The sequence below is a fragment of the Mycobacterium sp. MUNTM1 genome (assembly GCF_054660795.1).
In genome coordinates this window covers 22,293-47,321 of the sequence record NZ_BAAGDE010000022.1, presented here as the reverse complement: position 1 = coordinate 47,321, position 25,029 = coordinate 22,293, and the positions used below count along the sequence as shown (strand labels likewise).

24 protein-coding genes are annotated in these 25,029 nt (G+C 69.8%); 9 read left to right on the top strand and 15 right to left on the bottom strand.

Features of this window, described 5'->3' with window-relative positions:
- Positions 1 to 86: 86 nt before the first annotated feature.
- A complete protein-coding gene (gene glmS / locus ACYQ8K_RS14610; protein ID WP_459970037.1) occupies positions 87 to 1,973 on the bottom strand; it encodes a glutamine--fructose-6-phosphate transaminase (isomerizing) in 1,887 nt (628 codons plus the stop codon).
- Positions 1,974 to 2,509: 536 nt separating this feature from the next.
- Between glmS and ACYQ8K_RS14605 the strand changes: the two genes are divergently transcribed.
- The 4 genes from ACYQ8K_RS14605 (at position 2,510) to ACYQ8K_RS14590 (ending at position 5,079) form a co-directional block, all read left to right on the top strand.
- Positions 2,510 to 2,704: an Rv1535 family protein gene (locus ACYQ8K_RS14605; protein ID WP_459970035.1), complete on the top strand. Its 195-nt coding sequence runs from the start codon at positions 2,510 to 2,512 to the stop codon at positions 2,702 to 2,704.
- Between the two features lie 82 nt (positions 2,705 to 2,786).
- Positions 2,787 to 3,626: a dienelactone hydrolase family protein gene (locus tag ACYQ8K_RS14600; RefSeq protein WP_459970033.1), complete on the top strand. Its 840-nt coding sequence runs from the start codon at positions 2,787 to 2,789 to the stop codon at positions 3,624 to 3,626.
- A 20-nt stretch (positions 3,627 to 3,646) separates the two neighbouring features.
- The gene (locus ACYQ8K_RS14595; protein WP_459970031.1) at positions 3,647 to 3,997 is read left to right on the top strand and encodes an ester cyclase; all 351 of its coding nucleotides are present in this window, start codon (positions 3,647 to 3,649) and stop codon (positions 3,995 to 3,997) included.
- Positions 3,998 to 4,035: 38 nt separating this feature from the next.
- A complete protein-coding gene (locus tag ACYQ8K_RS14590; protein ID WP_459970116.1) occupies positions 4,036 to 5,079 on the top strand; it encodes an LLM class F420-dependent oxidoreductase in 1,044 nt (347 codons plus the stop codon).
- Positions 5,080 to 5,083: 4 nt separating this feature from the next.
- Here ACYQ8K_RS14590 and ACYQ8K_RS14585 read toward each other — a convergent pair whose 3' ends face one another.
- The 9 genes from ACYQ8K_RS14585 to eccCb form a co-directional block, all read right to left on the bottom strand.
- Entirely contained in the window at positions 5,084 to 6,514 is a 1,431-nt protein-coding gene (locus ACYQ8K_RS14585; RefSeq protein ID WP_459970029.1) for a hypothetical protein, read from the bottom strand.
- Between the two features lie 3 nt (positions 6,515 to 6,517).
- Positions 6,518 to 6,847, bottom strand: coding sequence for a type VII secretion target (locus ACYQ8K_RS14580; protein ID WP_459970027.1), 330 nt, complete (start codon positions 6,845 to 6,847; stop codon positions 6,518 to 6,520).
- A 43-nt stretch (positions 6,848 to 6,890) separates the two neighbouring features.
- Positions 6,891 to 8,228: a phosphoglucosamine mutase gene (gene glmM, locus ACYQ8K_RS14575; protein ID WP_459970025.1), complete on the bottom strand. Its 1,338-nt coding sequence runs from the start codon at positions 8,226 to 8,228 to the stop codon at positions 6,891 to 6,893.
- Between the two features lie 149 nt (positions 8,229 to 8,377).
- Positions 8,378 to 8,845 (bottom strand): 30S ribosomal protein S9, encoded by a 468-nt coding sequence (gene rpsI / locus ACYQ8K_RS14570; protein ID WP_459970114.1) that lies wholly within the window; start codon positions 8,843 to 8,845, stop codon positions 8,378 to 8,380.
- An 89-nt stretch (positions 8,846 to 8,934) separates the two neighbouring features.
- Positions 8,935 to 9,378, bottom strand: a complete 444-nt coding sequence (gene rplM / locus ACYQ8K_RS14565; protein ID WP_007773455.1) for a 50S ribosomal protein L13 — start codon at positions 9,376 to 9,378, stop codon at positions 8,935 to 8,937.
- 248 nt (positions 9,379 to 9,626) lie between these two features.
- Entirely contained in the window at positions 9,627 to 9,929 is a 303-nt protein-coding gene (locus ACYQ8K_RS14560; protein ID WP_459970112.1) for a WXG100 family type VII secretion target, read from the bottom strand.
- Between the two features lie 9 nt (positions 9,930 to 9,938).
- On the bottom strand, positions 9,939 to 10,256 hold the full coding sequence (locus ACYQ8K_RS14555) for a WXG100 family type VII secretion target (RefSeq protein WP_459970023.1): 318 nt from the start codon (positions 10,254 to 10,256) through the stop codon (positions 9,939 to 9,941).
- A gap of 43 nt (positions 10,257 to 10,299) precedes the next feature.
- On the bottom strand, positions 10,300 to 11,541 hold the full coding sequence (locus tag ACYQ8K_RS14550) for a type VII secretion-associated protein (RefSeq protein ID WP_459970021.1): 1,242 nt from the start codon (positions 11,539 to 11,541) through the stop codon (positions 10,300 to 10,302).
- On the bottom strand, positions 11,538 to 15,209 hold the full coding sequence (eccCb, locus tag ACYQ8K_RS14545) for a type VII secretion protein EccCb (RefSeq protein ID WP_459970019.1): 3,672 nt from the start codon (positions 15,207 to 15,209) through the stop codon (positions 11,538 to 11,540). The genes ACYQ8K_RS14550 and eccCb overlap by 4 nt, the downstream gene beginning before the upstream one ends.
- A 93-nt stretch (positions 15,210 to 15,302) precedes the next feature.
- Between eccCb and eccD the strand changes: the two genes are divergently transcribed.
- Both eccD and mycP read left to right on the top strand, forming a co-directional pair.
- On the top strand, positions 15,303 to 16,721 hold the full coding sequence (eccD, locus tag ACYQ8K_RS14540; protein WP_459970110.1) for a type VII secretion integral membrane protein EccD: 1,419 nt from the start codon (positions 15,303 to 15,305) through the stop codon (positions 16,719 to 16,721).
- Positions 16,718 to 18,031, top strand: a complete 1,314-nt coding sequence (gene mycP, locus ACYQ8K_RS14535) for a type VII secretion-associated serine protease mycosin (RefSeq protein WP_459970017.1) — start codon at positions 16,718 to 16,720, stop codon at positions 18,029 to 18,031. The genes eccD and mycP overlap by 4 nt, the downstream gene beginning before the upstream one ends.
- Here the strand turns inward: mycP and eccB are convergent.
- The gene (gene eccB, locus ACYQ8K_RS14530; protein ID WP_459970015.1) at positions 17,996 to 19,372 is read right to left on the bottom strand and encodes a type VII secretion protein EccB; all 1,377 of its coding nucleotides are present in this window, start codon (positions 19,370 to 19,372) and stop codon (positions 17,996 to 17,998) included. The genes mycP and eccB overlap by 36 nt on opposite strands.
- A 190-nt stretch (positions 19,373 to 19,562) precedes the next feature.
- On the opposite strand from eccB, the gene ACYQ8K_RS14525 reads away from it, so the two are divergent.
- From ACYQ8K_RS14525 to ACYQ8K_RS14515, 3 genes are read left to right on the top strand one after another with little or no spacing between them, the layout of a single operon-like run.
- The gene (locus ACYQ8K_RS14525; RefSeq protein ID WP_459970108.1) at positions 19,563 to 20,432 is read left to right on the top strand and encodes a cutinase family protein; all 870 of its coding nucleotides are present in this window, start codon (positions 19,563 to 19,565) and stop codon (positions 20,430 to 20,432) included.
- Positions 20,433 to 20,483: 51 nt separating this feature from the next.
- A complete protein-coding gene (locus tag ACYQ8K_RS14520; protein WP_459970107.1) occupies positions 20,484 to 21,110 on the top strand; it encodes a cutinase family protein in 627 nt (208 codons plus the stop codon).
- 2 nt (positions 21,111 to 21,112) lie between these two features.
- Positions 21,113 to 21,760, top strand: coding sequence for a cutinase family protein (locus tag ACYQ8K_RS14515; protein WP_459970013.1), 648 nt, complete (start codon positions 21,113 to 21,115; stop codon positions 21,758 to 21,760).
- A gap of 4 nt (positions 21,761 to 21,764) precedes the next feature.
- Here ACYQ8K_RS14515 and truA read toward each other — a convergent pair whose 3' ends face one another.
- From truA to rpsD, 4 genes are all read right to left on the bottom strand, one after another.
- Positions 21,765 to 22,619, bottom strand: coding sequence for a tRNA pseudouridine(38-40) synthase TruA (gene truA / locus ACYQ8K_RS14510; protein ID WP_459970105.1), 855 nt, complete (start codon positions 22,617 to 22,619; stop codon positions 21,765 to 21,767).
- Complete coding sequence (rplQ, locus tag ACYQ8K_RS14505) at positions 22,606 to 23,238, bottom strand: 50S ribosomal protein L17 (RefSeq protein WP_459970011.1); 633 nt, start codon at positions 23,236 to 23,238, stop codon at positions 22,606 to 22,608. Before rplQ ends, truA begins: the two co-directional genes overlap by 14 nt.
- A gap of 59 nt (positions 23,239 to 23,297) precedes the next feature.
- The gene (locus ACYQ8K_RS14500) at positions 23,298 to 24,341 is read right to left on the bottom strand and encodes a DNA-directed RNA polymerase subunit alpha (RefSeq protein WP_064883660.1); all 1,044 of its coding nucleotides are present in this window, start codon (positions 24,339 to 24,341) and stop codon (positions 23,298 to 23,300) included.
- A 77-nt stretch (positions 24,342 to 24,418) separates the two neighbouring features.
- Positions 24,419 to 25,024, bottom strand: a complete 606-nt coding sequence (gene rpsD / locus ACYQ8K_RS14495; RefSeq protein WP_008260255.1) for a 30S ribosomal protein S4 — start codon at positions 25,022 to 25,024, stop codon at positions 24,419 to 24,421.
- Between the last annotated feature and the right edge of the window lie 5 nt (positions 25,025 to 25,029).

Here is a 25,029-nt window from a genome sequence, read left to right as displayed (position 1 = left end):
GCCGCAAAAGCTGTCCCAGGGCAATGTAATGGATCGGCCGCGCGTCCGCCGGGGATCCGGGCGAAGCGGCGCACGCTGTTCGCCGTCTATTCGACGGTGACGGACTTGGCCAGGTTTCGCGGCTTGTCGACGTCGTAACCGCGGGCCTGCGCCACCGACGCCGCGAACACCTGAAGGGGGATGGTCGACAGCAGCGGCTGCAGAAGTGTTGACACAGAGGGAATTTCGATCAGGTGGTCGGCGTAGGGCCGCACGGTGTCGTCGCCTTCCTCGGCGATGACGATGGTGATCGCGCCGCGGGCCTGGATCTCGCGGATGTTGGACAGCAACTTGGCGTGCAGCACGGCCGACCCCTTGGGCGACGGCATGATGACGATCACCGGCAGATCGTCCTCGATCAGCGCGATGGGTCCGTGCTTGAGCTCGCCGGCGGCGAATCCCTCGGCGTGCATGTACGCCAATTCCTTGAGCTTCAGCGCACCTTCGAGCGCCACCGGGTATCCGACATGGCGGCCCAGGAACAGCACCGTCGGCGACTGGGCGAATTGATACGCCAGGGCGGCCACCGGTTTGATCGTCGCGATGACCCGCGCGACAAGGTCCGGCATCGCTTCCAGCTCGTGGTATTCGCGCCAGACCTCGTCGGGATACTTGGTGCCGCGGGCCTGCGCCAGCGCCAGCCCCACCAGATAGTTGGCCGTGATCTGCGCCAGGAACGTCTTGGTCGAGGCCACCCCGATCTCCGGGCCGGCGCGGGTGTACAGCACCGCGTCGCACTCGCGCGGAATCTGCGAGCCGTTGGTGTTGCAGATCGCCAGGACCTTGGCCTTCTGCTCCTTGGCGTGCCGGACGGCTTCGAGGGTGTCCGCGGTCTCGCCGGACTGTGAGATCGCGACCACCAGTGTGCTGCGGTCCAGAACCGGGTCGCGGTACCGGAATTCGCTGGCCAGCTCGACCTCGACCGGCAGCCGCGTCCAGTGCTCGATCGCGTACTTCGCCAGCAGGCCGGAGTGATACGCGGTGCCGCAGGCCACCACGAACACCTTGTCGATCTCGCGGAGTTCCTGGTCGGACAGCCGCTGTTCGTCGAGGACGATCCGGCCGTCGACGAAGTGGCCCAGCAGCGTGTCGGCCACCGCGGCGGGCTGCTCGGCGATCTCCTTGAGCATGAAGTACTCGTAGCCGCCCTTTTCGGCGGCGGCCAGGTCCCAGTCGATATGGAACTCGCGGTACGCCCCGGGCCCCAGGTCCTCGTTGCCGTCGAAGTCGGTGATCCGGTAGCCGTTCGCGGTGATCACCACGGCCTGGTCCTGGCCGAGTTCGATGGCGTTGCGGGTGTGCGGGATGAACGCCGCCACGTCGGAGCCGACGAACATCTCGCCGTCGCCGATGCCGATCACCAGCGGGGTGGAGCGGCGGGCGGCGACGATGGTGCCGGGGTCGTCCGCGTTGGCGAACACCAGCGTGAAGTGGCCGTCCAGGCGGCGCAGCACCGCGAGCACCGACGCGGCGAAATCGCCCGCGGTGGGGCCGTGCCGGTATGCCTGTGACACCAGGTGCACCGCCACCTCGGTGTCGGTGTCGCTGGCGAATTCCACTCCCTGCGCCTCCAACTCGTGGCGCAGTCCGGCGTAGTTCTCGATGATGCCGTTGTGGACCACGGCGATCTTTCCGGCGGCGTCGCGGTGCGGGTGGGCGTTGCGGTCGGTGGGACGTCCGTGGGTGGCCCACCGGGTGTGGCCCAGGCCGGTGGTTCCGGTCAGCGACGACGCCGGCATCTCGGCGATCGCCTCTTCCAGGTTGGCCAGCCGACCGGCGCGACGGCTGACCGTCAGGGTGGCTGCTGAGGGGCCACTGCCGTTGACCAAGGCGACGCCCGACGAGTCGTAACCCCGGTACTCCATCCGGCGCAGCGCGGCCATGACGACCTCACAGGCGGGCTGCTGCCCGACGTAGCCGACGATTCCGCACATTCTGAACAGGGTAGTGCAGGTGGACCACCACCCCCGCACTCCGCGGCCGGGGTCAGGCCGCCCACCTGCGCGAACGGCCCACTGTGACCTACCCCTACCGCGAGTTCCCCATCCGGCCCGTCGAGCCCGGGCGCCTTGGACCCGGCCGTCATTCACTCAGTCGTCATATACGGCGGAAATGTTTTCACCTGATGTATGTGCGACGTTTTCGTGTCGCAACAACGCCCACCCGAAATACCGCTTTAATATTCGAAATATCAGCAAAGACTGGAAAGGACCGGATCCAGCGGAAGGACGAGCTGCTTGAGGCCCGCCCGATCACGATCACGCAGCGTATCAGCGACAAATCCGTGGTCATCGATTAGCATTCCGATTTTTATTGGGCATAGGACAGATATTCTGGCTATCTGGGACCACGCTTTTAGCCGAGCCATGAATTCTCTTCGTCAGTGGTTGTTAACCGGGAATTGTGCAACGGGTCGTATTGAGATGCGTAACTTTCTGGACCGCCCGCCGGGCGCCATGAGGAGGCAATCATGACCGCTGTTCGCTACGAGGACGTGGTGCCCGCCCCCATGGCGCCGGCGCCCCAGGCCCGCAAGGGCCGGCCGCAGTCGCCGGCCGCTTCCGGAAACCCCTTGATGGACATGACCACCCAGCTGCTGTCCATCCCGCTGCACCAGCTCTACGCGGCGCTGTGGCGGATGGGTTTCATCGAGGTCAGCGGCTAGAAAGCGCCCGCGCCCGCGCCGGGCAAGCCGGCCGGCGTTCCTTCTCCCCCGGCGCCCGATCGCGATGCGCTAACGTCAACGCGTGGCCCGCATCCGCAAGCTCGTCGCAGCTCTCAGCCGCCGTGGCCCGCATCGGGTTTTGCGTGGTGACCTGGCTTTTGCCGGCCTGCCGGGCGTGGTGTACACCCCTGAGGAGGGGCTGAACCTGCCCGGCCTTGCGTTCGGGCACGACTGGCTCGCAGGCGCGACCCGTTATTCGAACCTGCTCGAGCATCTGGCGTCGTGGGGCATCGTGGCCGGCGCCCCCGACACCCAACGCGGCGTGGCCCCCTCGGTGCTGAACCTCGCCTTCGACCTCGGCACCGCGCTGGACATCGTGTCGGGCGTGCGCCTGGGCCCCGGCAAGATCAGCGTGCATCCGGCCAAGCTGGGCGTGGCCGGTCATGGCTTCGGCGGTTCGGCGGCGGTGTTCGCGGCGGCCGGGATGCCGGCCAAGCCCGCGGCGGTGGCGGCAATCTTCCCCAGCGTCACCAGCCCGCCCCCCGAGCAGCCGGCCGCGACTCTGAAGGTTCCCGGGGTGATCTTCACCGCGCCGGGCGATCCGAAAAGCCTGAACTCCAACGCGTCGGCGCTCGTCGACGTGTGGGACGCGGCGACCCTGCGCATCGTCAGCAAGGCCGAATCCGGCGGCCTGGTCGAGGGCCGGCGGCTGACCAAGGTGCTGGGTCTGGCCGGACCGCACCGACGCACCCAGCGGTCGGTTCGGGCGCTGCTGACCGGCTACCTGCTCTACACCCTGGGCGGCGACAAGAAGTACCGCGACTTCGCCGACCCGGAGGTGCACCTGCCGGGCACCGATGCGATCGACCCCGAGGCCGAGGCGATTCCACTGGAAGACAAGATCGTCGCGCTGCTGAAGTGAGAAAGGGTATTCGCCCCTTCATGTCGACCGTGCACGCGCTCTACGACCGCTGGATCATCGAACTGTGGAACGGTCAGCCCATCGCGGCCGAGATCGTCACCGACGACTTCGTGGGCCACTGGCCCGGCCGCGAGGTGCACGGGCCCCAGGAGCTCGCCCAGGTCATCGAACAGACACGAAACATGTTCTCGGACTTGAGCTTTGCCATCGAGATCGGCCCGCTGCGCGACGGCGACCTGGTCGCCGGGCGCTGGGTGGGCACCGGCCTCGGCCCGGACGGCCCGGTCTCGTTCACCGGCAACGACATCCTGCGCCTGGCCGCTGAAGGGCAACGGTTCGCCGAGTACTGGACCGGTACGTCCGCGGGCTGAGGCTCCCGGCCCGCGCGTAGGCGTGGTAAGTGTCAGGGATGCGAATCGGGATCGCTCTGAATTATTCGGGTGGCTTTCACGAGGCCGTGGACCGCGTGGTCGAACTCGAGAAGTCCGGCATCGAGGTCGTGGTGGTGGCCGAGGCGTACGCCTTCGACGCCATCAGCCAGCTGGGTTATCTGGCCGCCAAGACGAACACCGCCGAGTTGGCGTCGGGCGTGCTGCCCATCTACATCCGCACGCCGTCGCTGCTGGCGATGACCGCCGCCGGGCTGGACTACGTGTCCGACGGGCGATTCCGCCTGGGCATCGGTACCTCGGGGCCGCAGGTGATCGAGGGGTTCCACGGCGTGCCGTTCGACGCCCCGATCGGCCGCACCCGCGAGATCGTGGAGATCTGCCGCAAGGTGTGGCGCCGCGAACGCGTGCAATACGCCGGCAAGCACTACCAGCTGCCGCTCCCCGCGGATCGCGGAACGGGCCTGGGCAAATCGCTACAGCTCATCAATCACCCTGTGCGCGAACGCATCCCGGTCAGCATCGCCGCGCTGGGCCCCAAGAACGTGGAGCTCACCGCCGAGATCGCCGAGGGCTGGCAGCCCGTCTTCTACCTGCCGGACAAAGCCGACTCGATCTGGGGCGAGGCCTTGGCGGCCGGCGCCGCCAAGCGTGATCCCGCGCTGGGCCCGCTGGACGTGATGGTGCACGCGTCGCTGGCCATCGGGGACAACCTCGACGAGCGGCTGGCGTGGGTCAAGCCGCAGCTGGGCCTCTACATCGGCGGGATGGGCGCCAAAGGCCGCAATTTCTACCACAATCTGGCGACACGCTACGGATTCGGCGAGGTCGCCGACCGCATCCAGGAGCTGTATCTGTCCGGTCGCAAGCAGGAGGCCATCGACGCGGTACCCGACGAGTTGGTGCGCGGCATGTCGCTGATCGGCCCGCCCGGTTACGTCGCCGAACGCATGGCCGCCTTCGCCGAGTCCGGCGTGACCACGCTGCTGGTGAACCCGCTGTCCACCGACCGCGCCGAATCCATCCGCTTCGTCGAGGAAGCCCTGAAGCTCAAGCCCGCCTGAGGCCTCACTGCCCCGCCTGAGGAAGCTGGTCCGCCGCAATCTCGCACGGCGTTTTCTCGGGGCCGGCCGCGGGTTCCGGCTCGGCGACGGAAGCGGCGGGCGGCGCGTCCGGCGGTGTGTCGGTCGGCGGTGGTGTGGCGGTCGGCGGTGGTGTGGCGGCCGGCGGTGGCGCCGCGACCGGTTGGATCGCGTCGTCGGGCTCGGGTTGAGGTTCGTCCACGGGTTGAACCTCATCGGCTTCGGCGGCGCCGTCCGCATCGTCGGCGGTCTTGTCGGTGGCCGGGACCTCGGGATCGTCGGCGTGGAACGGCTTTTCGTCGAAGGCGTCCTCGTCGCCGGTCAACGCGTCCGCGCCGGTGTCCGCGCCGTCCAGCCCGTCACCCGCCGATCCGATCAGGCCGCCCAACGCATCGACGATCCGGCCCGCCAGCCCGAGAATCCCACCGCCGCCGCCCAACCCACTGCCACCGAGTCCACTTCCCAGGTCGCCGAGTCCGCTTCCCAGGTCGCCGCCCAGGCCGCCGAGGCCGCCGCCCACATCGCCCGCGGGCATACCCAGGGCGTCACCGAGAGCAGATCCCCGGTCCGCTGGAGGTGCTGCAGCGGCCGGCGGCGGCGCCAGGGCCGCCGAATCCGGCACGGCGCCAACCGGTCCGGGCACGGCGGCCGTCAACGTCGGGGCGGGATCGGCCGCCGGGACGGGCGCGACGGATATCGGCGGGGCGAGCTGCATCGGCGCGACGCCGGTGCCGAGATCGCCGGGAAACTCGAAGCGCGCCGTCGGGACGGCGGCCATCTTGTCGATCACCATGGCGTAGGACGTCTCGACCCCGTCCGAGGCCGACCGCATCGCCGTCAACCAGTCATTGCGAATATCGTTGTCCACGTAGGGCATTACCTGGTCGCGCACCACGTCGGCCACGCCGTCCCGGTCGCCCGCCGTCACCGCGGCGGCGGCCGTCAGCCACGCTGGCCGTTGAGCGCGCACGCGGTCGTCGACGGCAATGGCGCTCGCCACCTCCGAATCGACCAGGTACCACAGGTTGTCGCGCAGCGACTCGCATCGTTGAGCCGCCGCGCGCAGTTCGGTGGCGACTGCGTCCGCGGTCTCGCAGTGCCGCTGCAGCAGCTGCACGGCGGCGTCCCCGCCCGGACCCGTCCACGCCGCGGCCAGCTCGGCCACCTGGGCGCGCTGCATCCGCAGCGCTTCGGCCGTCACCACTCCCGCCGCCCGCAGCTCGGCACAATCGCGGTCCAGCGCACGCAGGTCCAGGCCGTCCTCCCCCGCGTACCATTCCCGAATCTGCGCGGGATGCGTTGTCAAATCGGGGTTTTGGTAGCCCAGCGCATGACACGCCTGCACGTAGGCCTCGGTGCGCTCGACGGCCGCCCGGCCCTCGGCGAGCCGCCCGGCCACATCCAATCGGTCGGCCACGGCTTAGGCGATCCGCGCCGCGGCATACAGTTCGGCGTCGGCGTAGCGCTCGGCGCTGGACCGCAGCGCGGCGCCGATCTCCGCCGACACGCGCGACCACTGCGACACCTGGGCCGCCAGCCGCTGCAACTCGGCGCGCAGCGCGTCACCGCGGGCGGCGTGCGCCCGCCCGGCATTGGCGCCGCCGAAGGACAGCCGGGACAGGTGGTCGCTGACGGCGCGGTCGATGAAGTCGGCCGCCATGGCGAATTGGTTAGCGGCCCGCAGCGCCGCCGGCACGTCGATCTGCGTGTAAGCGATGGCTACGGGGCGTGTTCCCCCAACGGATTTCATGCCTTATCCGACGCCCGCGGGCGCGACGGGGTTCCGGGGAGATCTACAGGGCGTCGCTGACCGCTTCCGCGACCCGGGTGGCGACCCGCTGGGCGATCTCCTTCTCGGGCGCTTCCACCATGACGCGGATCATCGGCTCGGTTCCCGAGGGGCGCAACAGGATTCGTCCGGTGTCGCCCAGTTCCGCCTCGGCCTGCCCGAGGGCGGTCTGCACCGCGGGCGCGGTGGCGGCGATGTCCTTGTCGGGGACGGTGACGTTGATCAGCACCTGCGGCAGCGTCTTCATCGCCGAGGCCAGCTCGGCCAGCGATGAGCCGGTCTGCACCATGCGGGTCATCAGCCGCAGGCCGGTGACGATGCCGTCGCCGGTGGAGCCCAGCGCGGGCATCACGATGTGGCCGGACTGCTCGCCGCCCAGGCTGTAGTCGCCGGCGCGCAACTCCTCCACCACGTAGCGGTCGCCAACGCCGGTGGTGCGCACCGTGATTCCGGCCGAGCGCATGGCCAGGTGCAGCCCCAGGTTGCTCATCACGGTGGTGACGAGCGTCTTGGACGCCAGCTCGTCGGCCTCGTGCATCGCCAGGGCGAGCACCACCATGATGTGGTCGCCGTCGACCAGGTTGCCTCCTGCATCGATGGCCAGGCAGCGGTCGGCGTCGCCGTCGTGGGCCAGGCCCAGGTCGGCGCGGTGCGCGACGACGGCCGCGCGCAGTGAATCCAGGTGCGTCGAACCGCAGTTGTCGTTGATGTTGAGCCCGTTGGGGTCGGCGTTGATCGCGATCACCCGGGCACCGGCGGCACGGTAGGCGCGCGGGGCCACGGCGGAGGCCGCGCCGTGGGCGCAGTCCACCACCACGGTCAACCCGTCGAGGCGCAGCGTGCTGGCCTTGCTCAGGTGGCGCAGGTAGCGGTCGTCCGCGTCCTCGGCGTCGATGACCCGGCCGATCCCGACGCCGACCGGACGCAGCCCGGGATCGATGCCGAGCAGCGCCTCGATCTGGTCCTCGGTGCCGTCGTCGAGCTTGCGGCCGCCGGGTCCGAAGATCTTGATGCCGTTGTCGGGCATCGGGTTGTGCGAGGCGGAGATCATCACGCCGAAGTCGGCGTCGTAGGCGCCGGTCAGGTAGGCCACCGCGGGGGTGGGCAGCACCCCGACGCGCAGCGCGTCGACACCCTGGCTGGTCAGCCCGGCGATCACCGCGGCCTCCAGCATTTCGCCGCTGGCCCGCGGATCGCGGCCGATCACGGCCACACGTCGGCCCGGCGCCGGAGCGCTCGCCAGCTGCCGCGCCGCCGCGGAGCCCAGCGCCAGCGCCAGCTCGGCGGTCAGTTCGCGATTGGCGACCCCACGGACACCGTCGGTGCCGAATAGTCGACCCATGCGGATAAACCTCTCACAGTTGTCGGGCTTGCACCTAACGTGCCCGTTCCTTTGTGGACGAAACGGGCGGCGTCCGGGCGCAGACACGCCGCAACCGGCCACAACTTGTGCATCACGATGCCAAGTTGTGGCCGGTTAGCGACGGCTGATCAGCGCTTGCTGTACTGAGGCGCCTTGCGGGCCTTCTTCAGGCCGTACTTCTTGCGCTCGGTGGCGCGCGGGTCACGGGTCAGGAAGCCGGCCTTCTTCAGCGGGGGCCGGTCCTCGGGCTGGGCCAGGATCAGGGCCCGGGCGATGCCCAGCCGCAGCGCGCCGGCCTGCCCCGAGGGGCCGCCGCCGTGCAGCAGCGCGTAGATGTCGAAGCTGTCCGCCCGGTCGACGGTGACCAGCGGCGCCTTGATGAGCTGCTGGTGCACCTTGTTCGGGAAGTAGCCCTCCAGGGTGCGGCCGTTCAGGTTGAACTTGCCGGTGCCGGGCACCAGGCGCACCCGCACCACGGCCTCCTTGCGGCGGCCGACGGTCTGGATGGGCCGGTCGAACACAAAGGACTCGGCGGGCGCGGGGGCCTCCGCGGCCTCGACGGGGGCTTCCGCGGCCTCGACGGGGGCTTCGGTCACCTCGGCGACGACCTCGACGGTCTCTGCGGCTTCTGGGGTGGCCGGGTTCTCCGGGTTTTCGGGGTTTTCCAAGGCCTCGGTCGTTTCGGTCACTGGGCCACCTGCTTGATCTCGTACGGAACGGGCTGTTGTGCGGCGTGGGGGTGCGTCGGGCCGGCGTAGACGTGCAGCTTGCGCGCGATCTGCCGGGCCAGCTTGTTCTTGGGCAGCATGCCGACGATCGCGTCCTCCACGACGCGGTCGGGGTGCTTGTCCATCAGCTCGCGGATGGTTCGGCTGCTCAGACCGCCGGGATACCCCGAGTGGCGGTAAGCCAGCTTCTTGTCCAGCTTCTGGCCGCTGAAGGCGACCTTGTCGGCGTTGATGACGATGACGAAGTCACCGCCGTCGACATTGGGGGTGAACGTCGGCTTGTGCTTGCCGCGCAGCAGGGTGGCTGCCGCGACGGCAAGGCGGCCAAGCACCACGTCCGTGGCATCGATGACGTGCCACGACCTCGTGGTGTCACCCGCCTTTGGCGTGTACGTAGGCACAGCGCTTACCTTCTTCTTCTCGAGGGTGGATCCCGGTGTGACCCGGGGGCCGGTCAGGCGCTGCGGTGAGGGCTTGGTTTCGGCGACCGACATTGACCCGAGGCCCCGGCGTACCGCACGCCAACGGAGCAGCTTACCGACCGCCATCCCCGCAGGTCAAAATGACTGTGTGGTCCCGACGGCTCTCCTCCGTCAGGACCACACAGTCTCACGGCGCGGCTAGGACCGCGCGGTGGTCTGGTCGGCCGCTACCGCGCCCACACGCCGGCGGCCCGGCGGTCGGCGTCGGCCACCTCTTCGGCGCCGTCGCGCACGGCGTTTCCCAGCTCGACCAGTATCTCGTTGAGCGCGGTCGCCGACTGGTGCCATTTCAGCTGCTCGGCCTGGTAGGCGGCGGCCGCCTCGCTGGTCCACAGCTGCCGCAGCGGCGCGATGTGCGAGCTCAACTCGTCCAGCGCGGCGTTGAAGCGGGCCGAGGTGGCATGGATCTCCTGTCGCACGGAGTGTTCGATCTCGCCGAAGTTATAGGAAAGCACCGGGTCCACGGGAATCCTCTCTCGTCACAGGTTTCCGCCGGCGGCGGCGATGTGGTGTGCATGGTTCTGGCCGGCCTCCTGCAGGGTGGCCGCGTTGTGCCGGATGGTGTCGGCGATGGTGGTGAGGGCGTGATAGAGCCGAAGCGACTCGGCGTTCCAGCGGTCCATCACGTCTTTGAAGCGTGCGGCCGCGAGCCCACCCCACGCCGAGGGCGGCACGCCGTTCATGCGGCCGACGAAGGCCTGCAGCATCGCCCTGATTTCCTCGTTGCGGGCGTCGGTGACCCCCGCCACCGACCGCATCAGGTCGAAGTCGGTGCTCAGCGTGTTCGATGCAGTCATACCAACTACGACCCCGGGGCGGGTCGTTCGGTTCCACCGAATTTCATCCGATCGCGTGGGCGGACCGCACCGCCTGCTCGCAGGCGTCGCGGACGGCGCCTTCCTCGCCGGTGCGGCTCTGGCAACCGATGCTGATCCGGACGGGGCCGTCCACCAGCACCGTCCACCGCACCTGATGTCCCCGGCGCACTTCGCGATAAGTCACCGCCGGTCGGCCGGCACTGGTCGCGGACGGATTGAAGTCGACGAACACCCCGGGGGCCTCGGCATCGATCGCGCGCTTCAACCGCTCGGCGGCGCCGCTCAGGGTCTCGCCGGCGACGGGCGATTGGGTGATGTGCAGGGCCAGGTCGGGATCCGTCGGCGAGGTGACCTGCACCCGGGCCGAGCCCGGTCCGCCGACCACCCGCCGCGACGACCACGTCGCCGGCACCGACAGCGCCACCCCGCCTTCCACCAGAAACGTTGTGGGCGCGGTTGCCACCGGCTTGCGCGCCACCTCATCGGGTCGGCCCATCGTCACCGCGGTCGGCGCCGCCGCGGCGACCACGATGGCCGCCGCCCCGACCCCGCTGAGCATCCGGCCGCGCGCTCGCCCGGCACCGACGGGCGAGGAGGCGGCCGCTCCCGACGAATGCGTGGTCGCCGGGAAGGCCGACCGCGCGATGCGCGCCAGCCGAATGTCGTTGACTTCGATGATGTCTGGGCTGTCCCGGTCGGCGCCGCGCACCGCGTCGGCAATGAGCCGCGCCAGCGCCGAGGCGCCGACTACACCGTTCGGCGTATCGATCAGCACGGCTTCGGGCGCCATCGCCGCAACGACGCCCGCTACGTCGCGGGCGACGCCACGCGGCGCCGCCGTGCGCGGTATCGCGGCGACCTCGCCCGCGGTGATCGCCACCAGTCGCTCGGCGATTTCGACCACCACCGTCGCGTCCGGTGCGACGCGGGACGCCCGCGTCAGCAGCGACGATCGGGTGTGCAGCTGACCGGCCACGCCCGCGGCGGCCGCGCTCACCACACCCACACGCGCGGCCGACCACCAGGACGGGTGCACGACGATCGTTGCGTCGCCATGGCCGCGGCGTGCTGACCGCAACGCGGCTTCCCACAGTGCATCGACGGCCACCGGCCGCTGCCCCACCAGCGCCACCCGGTCGTCGACCGCATCCAGCGCCGCCCGAGCGACGTCGGTCATCTCGTCGTCGACGAGGGCGCTTGTGGCGCAACACAACCGCCGGATCGTGCCGGGCCCGGCTTCGACGATTGCGCGGTGTGCACTCACGGTGGGCTCCAGGCGACCTGGACGAGTTCGCCGTCACCGGACCGAGTGGTCAAAGTGCCGCGTCCCGGCGGCAATCGCGGCGGCGCAGCCGAACCGAATGCCGCGCCCTCAGCCGGGCATCCGCTCATCATCAGCGACGCGCAACCGAGGTCGCGCAGACTCGCCAACAGCGGCTCGAACATCGCGCGCTCGAGCCCACCGCTGCGACGAGCAATGACCAGATGCAATCCCAGATCCGCGGCATACGGCAGGAATTCGACGATCGGCGCCAGCACATTGCCCGCGGGGCCGGCGACAAGGTCGTAGTCGTCGACGACGACATAGAGGTCCGGCCCGGACCACCAGGAGCCAGCGCGCAACTGGGCCTGGCTCGCGTCGGGCGGCGGCATCCGCTCCCGCAGAGAATCGAGAAGGTCGGGCAGCAACGCGGCCAGGGCGGCGGGCGACATGGCGTAGCCGCCGAGATGTTCCGACTCGACGACACCGAGCAGCGCGCGCCGGAAGTCCACGATCGTCAGCCTGGCTTGGGTGGGCGTCCTGGTGCGGACGATCTCCCGGCACACGGTTCGCAGCGTCGCGGTCTTCCCGCACTCGTTGTCACCGAGGACGAGGAGATGCGGCTGGTGTTCGAAATCGATTGCTATTGGCAGCAATTCGCGCTCCGCCACGCCGAGCAGCGTGCGCGCTCCCACCTCGGCGCCCGACCGGCGCAGCAAGGCTTCGCGATCGACATGCGTGTGCAGCAGCGGTATCGGCGGGGCGGCCGACGCACCGGCGGGCACCTCGGCGACGGGCAAGGCGATCACCATGTGCAGCCCCTCGTGGGAAAGACCACGACCCGGACTGTCACGGGGCACGTGCTGCGCGGCCTTTCGGTCGATTTCGGAGTCCGCGGGATCGCCCAGCCGCAGCTCGATGCGGGTGCCGATCTGGTCCCTCAGCGAGGGCCGCACCTCGGCCCACCGCGACGCCGTCAACGCGACGTGCACGCCATACGAAAGGCCTTGCACCGCAAGCATGCCGATCGACTCCTCCAAAGTGCCGAATTCTTGGCGCACGCTTGCCCAACCGTCGATGACGAGGAACACGTCACCGAACGGATCATCGGCTGCGTCGATGCCCCTGCGCCGCTCGCGGTATTCGGCGATCGACGCGACGCCTCGCTCCCGGAACAGCGCTTCACGGCGACGAACGACCGCCTCGCATTCGGCGACTATCCGGCCGGCGAGACGGGGGTCGGCTCGCCCGGCGATGGCACCCACGTGCGGCAGCGTTCGGATCGCCGACAGCGACCCGCCACCGAAATCCAGGCAGTAGAACTGCACCTGGCCAGGATCATGCGTGGCAGCCAGGGCGGTGACGAGCGTGCGCAACGCCGTCGACTTTCCCGATTGGGACGCGCCGACGACCGCCAGATTGCCCGCGGCCCCGGACAAATCGACCATCAGCGGCGCTCGGCACTGATCGAGGGGCCGGTCGACAGCGCCGATGGGGACCGCCAGGCCCCCCGGCGTGCCCGCGACGTCGGCCAGCACGGTGGCCAGCGCCGGCGCCGGCCCGAGCGGAGGCAGCCACACCCGATGCGCGGGTGGCCCCTGGCCGTCCAGCCGGTCCAGGACGGCGTCCGAGATGGTCCGTTCGGGGGTCCCGGCCTCCTCTGTGGCCCGGCTGACCGCCCCCACGATCCGGGTGCCGAATACCCGCACCGCCGCCACTGTGTTCGCGCGTGCATTCGTCCGCAGCGGCGCCGACACCAGCGCCGCCTGGAAACGAATCGGCTCGCCGGCGCCGATGCGCAGGTAGCCGGCGCCAGGCGTGCTCGGCAGCCGATACGCATCGAGACTGCCCAGCACGGTCTGGGATTCGCTGGCGGACAGCGTTTTCAGGCATAGCCGGTATGACAGGTGGGCTTCCAGTCCGCGTAGCCGTCCCTCGTCGAGACGCTGACTGGCCAGCAGCAGGTGCATGCCCAGCGACCGGCCCAGGCGGCCGATCGCGACGAACGTGTCGGCGAAATCTGGGTGCTGGCTGAGCAATTCGGAGAACTCGTCGACGATGACGAACAGCGTGGGCAGTGGGGGCGATGCCCGGCCCGCGCGCGCCCGTTCATACGCCGCGACGCTGACGCACCCAGCGGTCCGCAGCAGCTGCTGTCGACGGTTCATCTCGCCGGCCAGGGCATCGCGCATCCGGGCCACCAGCGGCGCGTCGTCGGCCAGGTTGGTGATCACCGCGGCGACGTGTGGGGCCCGGGCGTAGTCGAGAAATGTTGCGCCGCCCTTGAAGTCGACGAGCAGCAGGTTCAGCGTTTCCGGCGGGTTGTGGGCCATCATGCCCAGCGCGATGGTGCGAAGCAGCTCCGACTTGCCCGACCCGGTGGCGCCGATGCACAGTCCGTGTGGGCCCATCCCGGCCTCGGCCGGCTCTTTGATGTCGAGCTCGAGTGCAACACCGTCACTGGTGGTTCCGATCGGCACGCGAAGCCGGTCGCGGTGCCGTTGACGTCGCCACAAAGCGGCGGGGTCGAAACGGTCCAGGGCGGAAAGCGACGTCAGCTCTGGCCAATTGGGGCCGGCGCCTCCCGGGCGCGCCGAGCGGGCGTGATACCCGGCCAGCCGGCGCGCGCAAACCAGCGCGTCGATCGGCGCCATCTGGTCGGGACACCACCCGGGTGCCGTCAGGGCGGGCGGTCGAAATGTCAGCGATCCGCCGTCGCCGCCGGTGCCGGCCCCGATGACGGCCGCGCCGACGATCGGATCGACGCCCTCGGACAGCTCCGTGACCACGACGAGTTCGGGACCTTGCACCGCGGCGAGCGCACCCCGCGCCTGCGCCACGCTCGAGTAGATCATGCGCACCGGGCCCGCCTCGTCGTCGTCCAGCGGATGATGGTTGTGCGGAAGCCATTTGAGCCAATCCCAGTGGCCGCGATTCTCGTCGTCGACGGCGGCCGCGATCAGCATCTGGTCTGGCGCATGCAGCACGGCGAGTTGGCAGACAATCGCGCGCAGTAACCCGCGCACCTCGCCCGGATCGCCATCGATCGTCACGAGCGTTCCCGCTCGCAGGCCGATCGTGACCGGGGCGTGGATCGTCGAATGCGCGTGCAGGAAGCGCCGTAGCGCCGTGGCGGTGACAGGATCGCAGAGCTGCTCCGACGGAAGCTGCGGGGCCACCAAGCGGCGGGCGAGCGGCTGGCTCCCCATGCCGACGCGGGCGAGGCCGAAGTCGGGGTCGCCTGGCCGCCGCTCCCACATCCGGGGGCCGCCGACCAAAGTCCACAGCGTGTCGGGATCGGGATGGCGGCGCATCGTTGACCGGCGCTGTGTCACAGCAATTTCGGACACGGACCGAGTGAGACCGTTGAGGTAGTAAAGATATTCATCGCGGTCGGCATCGAGCCCAGCGCCGCGCCGACGCGCACGACCGGTCATCCCCGTCACGACTGTCGACACCAGCATCATCGCCGGCAGCGACAAGAATGCGGGGTTGCGCGTCACGCCGCTCCCCGCGGAGAACACCACCGCCGTGGCGCCCATGCACACCAGCGAGACCACAACCGGCAGCATCCGTGGCAGCATGCCCGGCGACGCCGGGGAGGGCAGTTCGGGCGGGGCGTCGACGACGATGTCCCCGGTCGGCGCCGCGGGCACCAAAGCATTTGTCATCTCACACCTCCCGGTCCGACGACGGTAAGTAGCACCGAAATCGGCCACAAGTCAGCTGTGCACAACCGGATACCGGGCCGGGCAGACCTGGCTATCCTCTTGGCAATTCGACCGAAGGGTTCGCTGTTGCCTGCATCCGACAACGGGTTGCGGCGCGTCGCAGTGCATTGGGGCACTACGGCCGCCGACGTCACCCTGCCCGCGGGACTGCCTGTCGCTGTTCTGATTCCGTCGGTCGTCGATATCCTTGGGATCGACCACCCCGACCGCGAGGCGGCGCGTTATCACCTGTCGGCGCCCGGCGCGGCCGGGCTGGATCCGTCGATGACGCTGGCGGAGCAGGACATCGGGGATGGAACCATCCTGCTGCTGAGTCGGCGCAGCACCTCGTTGCCTGCGCCACGCTACTTCGATGTGGCGGAGGCCGTGTCGGCCACACTCGACGGGGCGGCCGCGCCGCGCAGCGGCGCCCCACGTAAACGCGCGGCCCGACTCGTCGGCGCCGCGGCGGCCATGCTGTTTACCGGCATCGGAGCGCTGGTGATCGTGCGCGACACGTTCGGCGCCAACGCCGGCCACGATATCGCCGCGACGGTCGCCGCGCTCGTGTCGGCCGGCGCCCTGGCCGTCGGCCTGGCGGCCATCGCACACCGCGGCTATCGAGATCCGACCGCCGCGCTGGCGTTGAACGTGATCGCCACGGCGTTCGCGGCGGTTGCCGGTTTTGTGGCGGTTCCCGGGGCGCCGGGAATGCCCACTGTGTTGCTGGCCGCGACGGCCGCCGGCGTCACCGCGGTTGTCGCGATGCGCGTATCGGGTTGTGGTGTGGTCACATTGACGGCCGTGTCGGGCTGCGCCGCGGTGATCGCGGTGGCGGTTCTGGTGGGTGTGATCAGCGCGGCGCCGCTGCGCGTCGTCGCTTCGGCTGCTGCGCTGGTATCCGTCGTCCTGCTTCCTGCCGCGGCGCGCGCATCGATCGTGCTGGCCGGGCTGTCGCCCCGGCTGGAGGCGCCGCACCCGGCGAAGAGCGAACCGAGCGACGCGGACACCCGCTCTCAGGTGGCCCGCGCCGACAGGTGGCTGACCGGCCTGCTCGCCGGGTTGTCGGTATCGGCCGCCGTGGGCGCGATAGTCACCGTGTTGGCCGGCGCGCCGCGCCTGTCGTGCACCGCATTCGGAACGCTCACCGGCGCGCTCCTGCTGCTGCGCGCACGATGCACCGACATCGAAAGAATGCTGGTGTTTGCGGTCGGCGGAATCGCCGTTGCCGCAACGACGTTCGTTGTCGCCACCTCACACGCACCGGCGCCCGGTCCCTGGATCGCTACGGTGACGACACTGGCGGTCGCCGCGGCGATGTATCTCGGCTTCGCCGGCCCGGCGCGACCCGCCTCGCCCGTTCTGCGCCGAGGCGCCGAACTGCTGGAGTGGCTAGCGCTGGCCACGATGGTTCCGCTGACCTGCTGGATAGGTGGACTCTATGGCGCGGCCCGGGGATTGAACCTCACATGATGGGGGCGTGCGCCGGCCGCCTGCTGGCGGTGTCGGGGATCACGCTGGCCTCGGCGTTCGGAACGCCGATGGCGCAGGCGTTTTCGCCGCCGGACATCGACGACAAGTGGTTGCCGAATCCCGCCTTGCCGGCGGCCCCGTGGCCAACCGTGCAACGCGAGGTGTGCGCGCCGATGACGGTGGACGCTGGACCGGGCCGCAACCAGCCGACGGGCCTGGGCGACCTGTCGGCGGTCTGGCCACTCACCCGCGGCGCCGGTCAACGGGTCGCGGTCATCGACACCGGAATCTCACGACACCGCCGGCTACCCGATGTGGTGCCCGGTGGCGACTACGTGTCCACTGGCGACGGCACGCAGGATTGCGACGCACACGGCACGCTGGTGGCCGGAATCATTGCGGCCACAGCCGATTCCAAGGCTGACGGCTTCAGCGGGGTCGCGCCGGAGGCCACGTTGATCAGCATTCGTCAGTCCAGCGCCAAGTTCGCCCCCGCCGGCGACCGGTCCCGCGTCGGCGTCGGCGACGTCGACACCCTGGCGAGGGCCGTCCGGACGGCCGCCGATCTAGGGGCCTCGGTGATCAACATTTCGTCGGTTGCGTGCGCACCGGTGGCCTCGGCGCTCGACGACCGCGCGCTGGGTGCGGCACTGGCCTACGCCGTCGACGTCAAAAATGCCGTCGTCGTGGCCGCGGCCGGCAATACCGGCGGCGCCGGTCAGTGTCCACCGCAGCGGGCCGACGCGACGTGGCAGACGATCACGGTCGCCGTCAGCCCCGCGTGGTACGACGACTACGTCCTGACCGTCGGCTCGGTGAATGTCCGCGGCGCGCCATCGCCATTCACGCTTGCCGGCCCCTGGGTGGACGTCGCCGCGCCCGGCGAGGCGGTGCCGTCGCTCGCGACGGAACCGGTATCCGGCACCAGCTACGCCGCTCCGGCGGTCAGCGGTCTGGCCGCGCTGATCCGGGCCCGCTTCCCGGCGTTGACCGCCCGCCAGGTGATGCAGCGCATCGAGACGACGGCGCATCATCCCCCCGCCGGATGGGATCCCTTCGTCGGCAACGGCACCGTCGACCCCGTCGCCGCCGTCAGCACCGGCACGGGCCCGGCCGCCGACAGCGCCGGCCCACCGCCGGCACCGGTGCCGATCGCCGCGTCGCCGTCGATCCCGCCGCGCGATTTGCGCGCGCGGGACACCGCGCTCCGGGGCGCCGCGGTCTGCCTGGTCGCGCTGACCGTCGCGTTGGGCACCGCGGCGATGAGGGGTCGTTCACGGCGAGCGCGCGACCACATCGCGTGCGATTGACGCGTTCTGTCGGCTCAACTCGGGCCCGGCCGGCAACAGCGTGAGCGCCGGCCACGGCGCCGGTCCCGCGTCGCCGAGGCCGAGATCGTGCGCGGCGGCGTCGTCATGAACGGCGAACCGCACCCCGGTGTCGGCGATCAGGTAGCGGGTGCCGGCCCGATCACCCGCCCGCACGTACACGCATGCGCCGGGCGGCACGTACGCGCCGTCCAACGCGGGGCCGTCGCCGTCGGCCTGCGCCAACGCCACCGGCGCCCGATCGGACGGGATCGGCAGCCCGACCTCCTCCAGAAGCGCGACCCCGGATGCCGCCCCCTCCCAGCCGGCGCACACGGTGCCGGCGGACTGGGAGAGCGCTGGCGCCCGGTCGGGAAAGAGGGTAACCGGCAGCTCGGCGACGACGGGAGCGGCGCGGATCGCATCCGGCGCCACGGTGACGGGGTTCGCCGTCCCCTGCGGGTTGCTGAGGCGCAATAGGTCGGCCGCCACCTCACCGATGCGCTGCACCCCCGCAGCCAGGACCGCGTAGTATTCGTCGCCGTCGGCCCGTGTGATGCGAAGCACACTGCCGACCGCGAATCCGGGCAGTTCCGGCGTCCTGGCGCCACGGCCGCGGATCCGTGGCGGCGCGATCGGCGGGGCTTCCGGCACGGCATTCAGCAATGCCTGCGAGACGAGCAGCGGTGTGCGGCCCTCGATGCGCAACGCGCGGACCACGGCGGCATCGTCGAGGTCCACCAGCGCCCGGTGGCCGTCGTAGAGCAGGTAGACGGGCGAGCCGGAAGGCGGAGCCACCAGGATCGCGTGCCCGGCGGCCAGGCGGTGCACCGCCGGCGCCTCGGAGCGACGGCCGATGATGACCGTCGTGGTGGTAGCGCCGGCGCTGGCGCATATCGACCAACCCACATCCCCCGGGGGCAGCGGTTTACCGAGAAATTGCGGGGCGCCCGGAATGCCCAGCAGCGGGCCGCGTTTGGTGGCGCTCAGGTCGAACTCGGTGACCGGCTGGGGGTCGGCGGACGTCGCCGCGATGAGCCGCGCGGAGGCCAGGTTGAGCACCGGATGCCAGACGTTGCCCACCCGGACGAAGAGGGCACCCGACTCCCGGCTCACCACGATCTGGGCGCGATCCAGCGCGACATGCGGTCGCAGCAAAGCGAGGACCGCGCAGCCCGCCACGACGACGGCCGTGACGACGCACCCGAGCGCCAGCGGTGCCGAGCGGGGGCGCAAACGAACCGCTGTCGCCCGGAAATTCTCGCCCAGCAACGCGCTTTCGGTGCGCCGCAGCAAATACCGATACGCGCTGGCATACAGCCACGTGGCCGGCTGACGCGGCACTGAATCTCCCCATATCGTGAATTCGTCAACGCCCACGGTAAGCCGCCGTTTCCGGGCGCCAGAGCGGTTATCCACAGGTCGCGGGAGTTTCGGCGCATAACAATTTGGGTAAAATTGGCCGGTGCAAACTCACCGTGTACTCGCCCCTGCGGCCCGTCGGGCCGGAGTCGCGCGGTCAGCGGGCCGTTTGATCGGCCTGGGTGCTTCTGCCCTGGTTATCGCTGCTGGCCTGCTCGCCGCCCCCGCCGCGGCGCCCAAAGCCTCCGCCGACGACTGCCCGGACGTCGAGGTCATCTTCGCCCGCGGCACCAACGAGCCGCCCGGCCTGGGTCGGGTCGGCGACGCGCTCGTGGACTCGCTGCGCCAGCAGACCAACGGCCTGAACATCCTGCCCTACGGGGTGAACTACGCCGCCAGCAAGCTGCAGCTGCACGGCGGCGACGGCGCCAACGACACCATCGACCGCGTCAAGAAGAGCGTGGAGAAGTGCCCCAACACCAAGATCGTGCTGGGCGGCTACTCCCAAGGCGCCTCGGTGATGGACATCGTGGCCGGCGTGCCGATCGGCGGCATCAGCTGGGGCAGCACCCTGCCCGCGCAATACGCCAGCAACATCGTGGCCGTCACCACCTTCGGCGACGTGGCCGACCGCGCCGGCGGCACCCTGCCCAGCCAGAGCAAGTTGCTGGGCTCCAAGGCCGTCGACTATTGCAACCCCAACGACCCGATCTGCCACGCCGGCCCCGGTAACGAGTGGAGCGGCCACACCGAGGGCTACGTTCCCGTCTACACCACCCAGGCCGCGGCGTTCGTCGCGCAGAAACTGGCGGCCGCCGGTGTCGGCCAGCAATCGCCCGCGTTCGGGCCGCCGCTAGGCCCCGTACCCGGGACTCCTGGATACGGCCCGCAGTCGCCCGGCTACGGCCAGCCGTCGCCCGTCTACGGACAGAACCCGCCCGGATCGGGCCCCTCGATCCACGACGGCACCGGCACCGCTCCGGCGCCCGCGCCGTCGCTGCCGACGCCGGCGACCGACTCACCGCAAGCACCTCTCGTCTAAATCGTTACCGTCGGGTTATCAACGCCCCCTTAACATCGCTGTGTGAGGCTTATCCCGTTAGGGCTGGGCATCGTCATCGGCGCGGTTGGCGCGTTATTGGTTGCTCCCCAATTGGTTCCGCGTGCGTCGGCGTCGTGTCCCGGCGTTGAGGTGGTGTTCGCCCGCGGCACCGACGAGCCGCCCGGCGTCGGCAAGGTGGGCGGTGCGTTCGTCAGCTCGCTGCGCGAGCAGACCCGCAAAAGCGTTGGCGCATATGCGGTGAACTACCCGGCCAGCAAGGACTTTCTTGCCGCGACCAACGGCGCCAACGACGCCAGCACCCACATCCAGCAGATGGCCGCCAACTGCCCCAACACCAAACTGGTGCTGGGCGGATACTCGCAGGGCGCCGCCGTCGTCGACATCGTCACGGCCGCACCGGTGTCCGGCCTCGGCTACCGCCAGCCATTGCCGCCCGCGGCCGCCGATCACGTCGCCGCGGTCGCCCTGTTCGGCAACCCGTCCGGCCGGGCGGGTCAGCTGATGAGCGCCCTGTCCCCGAATTTCGAGGGCAAAACCATCGACCTCTGCAACCCGGGCGACCCGATCTGCTCGAGCGGCATGCAGTGGAGTTCGCACCTGGGCTACGTCCCCGGATTGACCAACAAGGCAGCGAATTTCGTGGCGGCCAGGGTCTAGCCTTGGGCCACCGCCGGTACGGCGCGGCATGCGCCGCGTCCATCGCCGTGGCGTCGCTGCTCGCCCTGGCGGTCACGACATTCGCCGCGCCGGCGGCGTCGGCCGGGTGCCCCGGCGCCGAAGTGGTGTTCGCCCGCGGACGTGAGGAACCACCCGGCGTCGGCTACGTCGGCGCCGCGTTCGTCAATTCCCTGCGCGCCAAGACGCGGATGCCGGTCGGGGCCTATGGGGTCAACTATCCGGCCGACGTGAGTCCGGCCAAGGGCGCCAACGACATGAGCGCCCACATCCAGCAGATGGCGCGCATGTGCCCGAACACCCGTGAGGTGCTGGGCGGCTATTCGCTGGGCGCCGCCTCCGCCGACCTCGTGGTCGCGGTGACCGAACCGGCATTCGGGTTCACCAACCCGCTACCGCCGGCCCTGGATCAGCAGGTCGCGGCGGTGGCCCTATTCGGTAACGGCACCCGCGGAATCCTTGGCCCAGTCCCCGATTTCAGCCCCGCCTTCGCCGGCAAGACGATCGACGTGTGCGCCAAGGGCGACCCGATCTGTTCCGGCGGCTTGAACTGGCCGTCGCATCTACAGCCCTCCTACATCGACTCCGGACTGGTCGACCAGGCCGCCGGTTTCGTGGCCGCCAGGCTGTGACCGCTCAGTCGCGCGAGCGGATATCCCGGGTGATCAGGTTGCGCGCGGCCAGCTGGTCATCGGGTGGATAGTCGACGCCGATCAGCGACAACCCGTGCGCGGGCGCGGCGGCGAAGTCGCTGGAACGCTCTGTGGCGCTGAGTAATTCGCGGCAATACGAGACCGGGCGGCGGTGTTCGCCGACGGCCAGCAGCGCGCCGACCAGTGAACGCACCATCGACCAGCAGAACGCGTCGGCGCTGACCTGCGCGGTGATCAGGTCACCGTCGCGGGCCCACTCCAGCCGCTGCAGGTCGCGGATGGTGGTGGCGTTCTCACGGTGACGGCAGAACGCGGCAAAATCGTGCAACCCCAGCAGGTCTCGCGACGCGGCGGCCATCGCCTCGATGTCCAGCGGACGCGGCCAGGCGGTGACATAGCGGGCCTGCAGCGGCTGCACGCCCCACGGCGCGGTCGAGATCCGATACTCATAGTGCCGCCGCAACGCCGAGAACCGGGCGTCGAAACCCGCAGGGGCGCGGCCGATATCGACGACCCGGACGTCGGTGGGCAAAAATCGGCCCAGCCGGCGCAGCAGCGGCAGAAACTCGGGCTCACCGACATGCGGCGCGCGCGGGTAGGCATTCGGCAGCGCCTCGAGCGGCACGTCGACGTGGGCCACCTGTCCGGTGGCGTGGACTCCGGCGTCGGTGCGTCCCGCCGCGCGCAGCCGCACCGGCGTGCGAAAGACGGTCGTCAGCGCCTCGTCGAGAATTCCGGCCACGGTCCGCTGGCCGGCCTGGGCGGCCCAGCCCGCGAAACCTGTTCCGTCGTAAGCGATATCAAGCCGCAGACGGACGTCCTCGCTAACTCTCGTCAGCCTCGTCGTTCGCCTCGGCGGCTTCGGCCTCGGCCCGTGCGGCCACGGCCTTCTCGGCCTTGTCCTCGGCTTCGGCCTGCGCCTTGGTCGGCTCGGCCTCGGCCGTGGTCTCCTCGACCTCGGCGGTGGCCTCCTCGGCCGTCGGGCCGACGGCTTGCTGCGGCTCGACAGCCGCCTGAGGTGCCGCCGCTGCCGCGACAGGAGCGTCAGACTTCTTGGAAGCCTTCACCCGACGAGCCCGATCGGCCTCGGAGGTGACCGTCTTCTCCCGCACCAGCTCGATCACGGCCATGGGCGCGTTGTCGCCCTTGCGCGGCTCGACCTTGATGATGCGGGTGTAGCCGCCGTTGCGGTCGGCGTAGAACGGGCCGATCTCCGCGAACAGGGCGTGCACCACGTCCTTGTCGCGGATCTTCTTCAGCACCTCTCGACGGTTGTGCAGCGCACCCTTTTTCGCGTGGGTGATCAGCTTCTCCGCGTACGGCCGCAACGCCCGCGCCTTGGGCTCGGTCGTCTTGATCCGGCCGTGCTCGAACAGGGAGGTGGCCAGGTTGGCGAGAAGCGCCTTCTGGTGCGAAGACGACCCGCCGAGGCGAGGTCCCTTGGTGGGCTTGGGCATTGCGACTATCTCCTAATTGGGGCCGGCCCCCGTATCAGGTAGGGCCGGGACGGAATTCTTTACAGCTGTTCGGTTTCCGCGTAGTCCTGGTCGTCGTAGGACGCCTCGTTGGACCAGGTGCCGGTGGCGACGTCGTAGCCCGCGACCTGCGAGGGGTCGAAGCTCGGCGGGCTGTCCTTGAGCGACAGGCCCAGCTGGTGCAGCTTGACCTTCACCTCGTCGATGGACTTCTGACCGAAGTTGCGGATGTCGAGCAGGTCGGACTCGGTGCGGCTGACCAGCTCACCGACGGTGTGCACACCCTCGCGCTTGAGGCAGTTGTAGGACCGCACCGTCAGGTCCAGGTCATCGATGGGCAGCGCGAACGACGCGATGTGGTCGGCCTCGGCCGGCGACGGCCCGATCTCGATGCCCTCGGCCTCGACGTTGAGTTCGCGTGCCAGACCGAACAATTCGACCAGGGTCTTACCCGCGGACGCCAGGGCGTCGCGGGGGTTGATCGAGCTCTTGGTCTCGACGTCCAGGATCAGCTTGTCGAAGTCGGTGCGCTGCTCGACACGGGTGGCGTCCACCTTGTAGGTGACCTTGAGCACCGGCGAGTAGATGGAATCGACCGGGATGCGGCCGATTTCGGCACCGGAGGCGCGGTTCTGCACGGCGGGCACGTAGCCACGGCCGCGCTCGACGACCAGCTCGACCTCGAGCTTGCCCTTGTCGTTCAGCGTCGCGATGTGCAGGTCGGGGTTGTGCACGGTGACACCAGCGGGCGGCACGATGTCCCCCGCGGTGACCTCACCCGGGCCCTGCTTGCGCAGGTACATGGTGACCGGCTCGTCCTCCTCGGAGGACACCACCAGGCTCTTGAGGTTCAAGATGATCGCGGTGACGTCTTCCTTGACGCCCGGCACGGTGGTGAACTCGTGCAGCACGCCGTCGATGCGGATGCTGGTGACGGCGGCACCCGGAATCGAGGACAGCAGCGTCCGGCGCAACGAATTGCCCAGGGTGTAACCGAATCCCGGCTCCAGCGGCTCGATGACGAACTGGGAGCGGCTGTCGGTGAGGACTTCCTCCGACAAGGTGGGTCGCTGAGAGATCAGCATGGTGTTTCTTCTTCTCCTTCTCGGCACCCGCTATTTGATGCCGTCAAGACCTGCGCCGGGTTGCGCGCAGGGGGTCCTTACTTCGAGTAGAACTCGACGATGAGCTGCTCGGTGAGCGGCACGTCGATCTGCGCCCGCTCCGGCAGCTGGTGCACGAGGATGCGCTGACGCTCCCCCACGACCTGCAGCCAGCTCGGGATCGGTCGGTCGCCCGCCGTCTCCCGCGCGATCTGGAACGGCACGGTGTTCAGCGAGCCGTCCCGCACGTCGATGATGTCGTACTGCGACACCCGGTAGCTGGGCACGTTGACGTGCACGCCGTTGACGCTGAAGTGTCCGTGGCTGACCAGCTGACGCGCCATCCGGCGGGTACGAGCCAGGCCGGCGCGGTACACGACGTTGTCCAGCCGGCTTTCCAGGATGCGCAGCAGCTCTTCACCCGTCTTACCGGGCTGGCGCACGGCCTCTTCGTAGTAGCGACGGAACTGCTTCTCCATCACGCCGTAGGTGAAGCGGGCCTTCTGCTTCTCCTGCAGCTGCAGCAAGTATTCGCTCTCCTTGATCCGCGCGCGGCCGTGCTGGCCGGGCGGGTAGGGGCGCTTCTCGAACGCCTGGTCGCCGCCGACGAGGTCGGTGCGCAGCCGGCGCGACTTGCGGGTAACGGGTCCGGTGTAACGAGCCATTGGGT

What these genes read in the sequence shown, in the direction of transcription:
- ACYQ8K_RS14605 (WP_459970035.1), top strand. Translation starts at nt 2,510, where the DNA reads ATGACCGCTGTTCGCTACGAGGACGTGGTGCCCGCCCCCATGGCGCCG.
- ACYQ8K_RS14555 (WP_459970023.1), bottom strand. Translation starts at nt 10,256, where the DNA reads ATGACTGCATCGAACACGCTGAGCACCGACTTCGACCTGATGCGGTCG.
- ACYQ8K_RS14590 (WP_459970116.1), top strand. Translation starts at nt 4,036, where the DNA reads ATGCGAATCGGGATCGCTCTGAATTATTCGGGTGGCTTTCACGAGGCC.
- glmS (WP_459970037.1), bottom strand. Translation starts at nt 1,973, where the DNA reads ATGTGCGGAATCGTCGGCTACGTCGGGCAGCAGCCCGCCTGTGAGGTC.
- rplQ (WP_459970011.1), bottom strand. Translation starts at nt 23,238, where the DNA reads ATGCCCAAGCCCACCAAGGGACCTCGCCTCGGCGGGTCGTCTTCGCAC.
- mycP (WP_459970017.1), top strand. Translation starts at nt 16,718, where the DNA reads ATGATGGGGGCGTGCGCCGGCCGCCTGCTGGCGGTGTCGGGGATCACG.
- ACYQ8K_RS14500 (WP_064883660.1), bottom strand. Translation starts at nt 24,341, where the DNA reads ATGCTGATCTCTCAGCGACCCACCTTGTCGGAGGAAGTCCTCACCGAC.
- glmM (WP_459970025.1), bottom strand. Translation starts at nt 8,228, where the DNA reads ATGGGTCGACTATTCGGCACCGACGGTGTCCGTGGGGTCGCCAATCGC.
- rpsD (WP_008260255.1), bottom strand. Translation starts at nt 25,024, where the DNA reads ATGGCTCGTTACACCGGACCCGTTACCCGCAAGTCGCGCCGGCTGCGC.
- ACYQ8K_RS14580 (WP_459970027.1), bottom strand. Translation starts at nt 6,847, where the DNA reads ATGAAATCCGTTGGGGGAACACGCCCCGTAGCCATCGCTTACACGCAG.
- eccCb (WP_459970019.1), bottom strand. Translation starts at nt 15,209, where the DNA reads ATGACAAATGCTTTGGTGCCCGCGGCGCCGACCGGGGACATCGTCGTC.
- ACYQ8K_RS14595 (WP_459970031.1), top strand. Translation starts at nt 3,647, where the DNA reads ATGTCGACCGTGCACGCGCTCTACGACCGCTGGATCATCGAACTGTGG.